The organism is Pseudomonas sp. PS02290, assembly GCF_029960075.1.
GTDB lineage: Bacteria > Pseudomonadota > Gammaproteobacteria > Pseudomonadales > Pseudomonadaceae > Aquipseudomonas.
This window is the reverse complement of the sequence record NZ_JASCOY010000182.1, coordinates 1-4,676: the sequence shown is the minus strand read 5'-3', so window position 1 is coordinate 4,676 and position 4,676 is coordinate 1. Positions and strand designations below refer to the sequence as shown.

General features: G+C 62.3%; 4 protein-coding genes. 2 read left to right on the top strand and 2 right to left on the bottom strand.

Going from position 1 to position 4,676, the window contains the following annotated elements; translation table 11 throughout:
- Nucleotides 1-150: 150 nt before the first annotated feature.
- Both QMX88_RS28845 and QMX88_RS28840 read right to left on the bottom strand, forming a co-directional pair.
- Nucleotides 151-1,029 (bottom strand): ABC transporter permease, encoded by an 879-nt coding sequence (locus QMX88_RS28845; protein WP_282373650.1) that lies wholly within the window; start codon nucleotides 1,027-1,029, stop codon nucleotides 151-153.
- Nucleotides 1,026-2,012: an aliphatic sulfonate ABC transporter substrate-binding protein gene (locus QMX88_RS28840; RefSeq protein ID WP_282373649.1), complete on the bottom strand. Its 987-nt coding sequence runs from the start codon at nucleotides 2,010-2,012 to the stop codon at nucleotides 1,026-1,028. The genes QMX88_RS28845 and QMX88_RS28840 overlap by 4 nt, the downstream gene beginning before the upstream one ends.
- A gap of 315 nt (nucleotides 2,013-2,327) precedes the next feature.
- Between QMX88_RS28840 and QMX88_RS28835 the strand changes: the two genes are divergently transcribed.
- Both QMX88_RS28835 and QMX88_RS28830 read left to right on the top strand, forming a co-directional pair.
- A complete protein-coding gene (locus tag QMX88_RS28835; RefSeq protein WP_282373647.1) occupies nucleotides 2,328-3,473 on the top strand; it encodes an MFS transporter in 1,146 nt (381 codons plus the stop codon).
- 180 nt (nucleotides 3,474-3,653) lie between these two features.
- Nucleotides 3,654-4,334, top strand: a complete 681-nt coding sequence (locus QMX88_RS28830; protein ID WP_282373646.1) for a hypothetical protein — start codon at nucleotides 3,654-3,656, stop codon at nucleotides 4,332-4,334.
- Nucleotides 4,335-4,676 lie beyond the last annotated feature (342 nt).

The following is a 4,676-nucleotide window of genomic DNA, read 5'->3' as shown; positions in this document are numbered from 1 at the left end:
CGTCGTCGGAGTGAGGGTATTCCGACGAAGGAGGAACCCAACCAGGAGCAAGCACCCTTGGTTACTTGGGGTGCTTTTCCAAGTAACTCGCCGAAGGCGAAACAGTCTGCCCCCAGGCAGACGCCCTAGATCTTGATCTTGATCTTGATCTTAGCCCTTGAAAGTATCCCGCCAGGCCAAAAACCGCCGTTCCAGCATCGCCAACACCCCATCGGTCAACTTGCCCAACACCGCCAGCACAATGATCGCCGCCAGCACAATATCGGGCCTCGACGTCTCGCGCCCGTCACTGAGCAAATAACCCAGCCCCTTCGTCGCCGCGATCAACTCCGCTGCCACCAGAAACATCCAGGCCAGACTCAACCCCGAGCGCAACCCGGTGAACAGACCGGGCAGGGCGGCGGGCAAAAACACATGCACAATCATCTGCCGCTGACTGAAGCGAAATATCTGCCCGACCTCCACCAGCTTGCGATCGATGTTGCGAATCGCCGCCACGCCGTTCAGGTAAACCGGGAAAAAAGCGCCGATGGCAATCAGCACAATCTTGGAAGTCTCGCCAATCCCCAGCCACAACAGCAACAGCGGCACCCAGGCCAGGCTCGGGATTGAGCGCAGCCCCGCGAACGTCGGCTCCAGATACGCTTCCGCCTCGCGACTGAGCCCGACCCACGCCGCGAACACCAGCGCCAGACCCGCACCGATCACGAACCCCGACAGCACCCGCGTCAAACTGGCGCCGATGTGCTTCCACAGCGCGCCGTCGGCCAGATCGGTCAGCGTCGTGGCGATCTCGCTGGGCGCCGGCATCTGGTAGGACTGCACCCAGCTCACGCGGACGGCAATTTCCAGCAGCAGCAAAATGGCCACCGGCACGGCAAGCCCCTTCATGCGGGTTCGCCCATTCCCACGTGCACGCCGCACAACCGGTTGCGCGTCCAACGCCTCGTCTTTCAACACCTGAGCCCTGGGGCTGACGCTGCTTCCGATACCGCCGCCACTGACTTCGCTGCCCCGCGCGTTGCTCATGGCTTGGCGACGACCGCGTTGCCGAAGCTCGGGTCGATCAACTGGTCGATGACCTGGTCAACGTTCGTCCCTTTGCGCACCAGCGCTTCGGAAACCAGAATCGGCGCGGCGGCCTTCGACGCGGTCACGTCTTTGTCGGTCAGCAGCGGGCTGCCGAGGTCAGTGCGGGTCAATTGCAATTTGGCGACATCCAGCGGCAGGCCTGACTCGGTGGCGAGCAATTGGGCCAGCTCGTCCGGATTTTTCAGCGACCATTCCCGGGCTTTTTCGTACGCGCCAAGGACGGTTTTGATCGCTTCAGGGTGTTCCTTCGCATAACGCTCGGTCACGCTGACCACGCCGAAGCTGTTGAAGTCCTTGTTGCGATACAACAAGCGCGAGCCGGCCTGTATTTGGCTCGCGGCCATGTGCGGATCGAGCCCGGCCCAGGCGTCGACGTCGCCTTTCCCCAGCGCAATACGGCCGTCCGGGTGTTGCAGATGCAAGAGTTCGACGTCGTCCTTGGTCAGCTTCGCCTGCTGCAAGGCGCGCAGGGTAAACAGGTAAGGGTCGGTGCCTTTGGTGGCGGCGATTTTCTTGCCCTTGAGATCGGCAACGCTCTGCAGGGTCGAGTCCTTGCGCACCACCAGCGCGGTCCACTCGGCGCGGCTGTAGACATAAACCGATTTTATCGGGCTGCCGTTGGCCCGCGCCAGCACCGCCGAGAGACTGGCGGAGGAGGCGAAGTCGACGCCGCCGCTGTTGAGGTATTCCAGCGAGCGGTTGCTGCCCTGGCTGAACACCCAGCTGACTTTGCTGTTTGGCAGGGCTTTTTCCAGCCAGCCAAAGTGCTTGAGCACCAGACTGACCGGCGAGTAGTAAGCGTAATCCAGGTGCACCTCGGCCGGTGGCGCCTCGGCAGCCTGGGCCAGCGGCTGTAACGTCAGTGCAAGCGCGCCGGCGAGTAGTTTGAAGGAAGTCGGCAGACGGGAAAGTGCGGTCATGGGTGAGTGTCCAGTCAAGGGGCGGAAGCTGCGCACGGCTGCTTATGACGAAATCAGCAGTCGGAGCGAATCGATCTGCTTGATTGGAATATTGCAGGCTTTGTGCCATTGGCGAGGCGCCGCCCAGGTCCCCTGTTTGCGGGGCCGGGCAAGTGGGAAAGTGCTACCGATGCAACAGTCTGCTGATCGACTGTTGCTGGGCATACAGCGGCAATCTCCGCCGTCCGAAGACTCAGCACGCTGCGCTGCGGGTTGTCAGCCGACGCGCAGAACCGCATGCTGGCGCTCCACCGTTGCAACAGGGCCTCTCCGAGCATGTCCGCCGTCACTGCCCGTTCCGCCGATTCCGCATCGCGCCGTTCTGCGATCATTCTCAGTTTGTGCCTGCCCAGCGACGTGCTTCTGTATCTGTTGCTGCCGATGAACGCCGGAGCCTTCGGCATCAGCCTCGCCCAGGCGGGGATCCTGCTGGCGGCCAACCGGCTGGTCCGGATTTTCGGCTACAGCTATGTCGTACGTTTCTACGCCGCGCGGGGCGATCGCGCGGCCTTGACGCTGGCGGCCCTTGTATCGGCGGTCTGCGCGTTTGGCAATAGCTTCATCAGCGGGTTCTGGTGGTTGCTGATCCTGCGACTGGGCTGGGGCCTGAGTTACGCGGCTCTGAACCTGTCGACCCAGGCATTGGCGACCTCGGAGCCAGGTGGAGCGGCACGTCGGGCGGGTCGATCCCGCGCGATTATCGCCATCGGCCCTATGCTGGCACTGCCAATCGGCGCGCTGATCAGCCTGCATTACGGTCCGCGGCTTATCTTTTTCATCCTCGCGCTGTGTTCCCTTGGAGCGGTGTGGTTTGCGCGTGGGCTGCCCGCTGCGCCGCATCCCTTGCCCACTTCCGCCGGGCGCCGTTTCAAGCGGCCGGACAGTGTGGCGCTGTGGTCGTTCGTCGAAGGCGTGGCGCTGGACGGGCTGTTCATCTTCGGGTTGTCGCTTCAGGCGCAGACAGTGCTCGGCGGCAATGCGGTCTTTATCGCCGGTGTGTTGCTGGCCCTGCGCTACGCCTCGGAGATGCTTCTCAGCCCGTTGGGCGGGCGCGCGGCTGACAGCTTCGGCGCTGTGCGCATGCTGGTGGTGCTTTCCGCCGTGACCGCACTGGCGTTGACGGCCTTCGGCTTTCACTGGCTGATCGTCGGCGCCGGCGCGATTCTGATCCTGCGGGCGTTGCAATTGCCATTGGTGACCACCCTGGTCGCCGAACGCAATCCGGGGCCGGGCAGGGTTCAGGCGCTGGCGGGCAATGCGGTGTGGCGCGACGTCGGTGCAGGCGTCGGACCGCTGCTCGCCGGGGTGTTGCTGCCGTGGGCGTCCCCTGCATGGATTTACACCACAGCGGGCGTCGCCGTGCTGCTCAGCGCGGTGGTTTGCAGTCGATACAAACCGGTGCCCCAAAACAACACCCTCTGACCGTTCGGCGATTAATTCGGCAAATCAGGTGCTTGCGTGCAACCTCTTGAGCGTTTTCTGATCTGATGGGCATTCGTTATACGGAAATATTCGCTCGCCATACTGCACCGAGCCACACGCTGACAAGGACGTTGCATCGGGCGTCACGCCCATCACGAGCCATCAGAACTCCATGCCGATATGAGCCTTTCAACACCTCCTCTGTGGTCCCGCGCGATGCAGCGCATGACCTATTTTCTGTTTCCGACCCTCCTCATCGCTTCCGCCATTTTCTGGTTCGCCGCCGGTAAGGGGGTTCATGCCGAGGCCAAGAACGGCACCCAGACCCTGGTGTTTCTGCGCCACGCCGAGAAGCCCGAAACCGGACTGGGTCAGCTGAACTGCCAGGGCCTCAATCGGGCCATCGACCTGTCCACGGTGCTGCCGAATACCTTCGGCAAAGCCGACTTCATCTTCGCGGCCAACCCGAGCCGTCATGTGGAAGAGGGCGAGCACGATCATTCCTACAGCTACCTTCGCCCACTGATGACCGTTGGCCCAAGTGCCATCAAGCTGGGCCTGCCGGTCAATATCGATTTCGCCGCCAACGACACCGGTGATCTGGCCGATGAGCTGATGCGCGACAAATACCACGACGCCACCATCTACACCGCCTGGTCCCACGGCTACCTGCCGGAGCTGATCAACAAGGTCGCCGAGGAAGCGTCTGGCGAGAAGGTCAAACTGGTCAACGACTGGGTCCCGGAGGACTTCGATTCCGTGCTGGTGCTTACCCTCAAATGGAACGACGGCAAAGCCACGCTGCAGTATGAAAACTACAAGCAGAATCTTGACGGCGGTGCTGTGGGCTGCCCGAGCTGACAGAGATGCACGGGATCCGTCGTAGAACACGATCCCTGTAGGACCGGCTTCAGCCGGGAAGAGGCCAGTGCGATCACCCTCATTCTTGCGTTGTGATCCCTGACGCTTTCCCGGCTAAAGCCAGTCCTACAGTTAGAACGCGATCCCATGTGGCACCGGCTTCAGCCGGTAAGCGGCCAGTGTGTTCACCCTCACTATGCGTTCCCGCCCGAAAAGTTTGTGCGCCTCCAGTGATTACGCTAGCGTCAGCCGACCCTGACTACCGGCGGTTCCCCCATGCTTCAACCTCTCCAGCCCCACGCCTCGCGCCTGATACCCTTTCACCCACCGTTTGACTGGCAG

Excerpts from the sequence above, each read along its gene's own strand:
- QMX88_RS28845 (WP_282373650.1), bottom strand. The coding sequence starts at position 1,029 with ATGAGCAACGCGCGGGGCAGCGAAGTCAGTGGCGGCGGTATCGGAAGC.
- QMX88_RS28840 (WP_282373649.1), bottom strand. The coding sequence starts at position 2,012 with ATGACCGCACTTTCCCGTCTGCCGACTTCCTTCAAACTACTCGCCGGC.
- QMX88_RS28835 (WP_282373647.1), top strand. The coding sequence starts at position 2,328 with ATGTCCGCCGTCACTGCCCGTTCCGCCGATTCCGCATCGCGCCGTTCT.
- QMX88_RS28830 (WP_282373646.1), top strand. The coding sequence starts at position 3,654 with ATGAGCCTTTCAACACCTCCTCTGTGGTCCCGCGCGATGCAGCGCATG.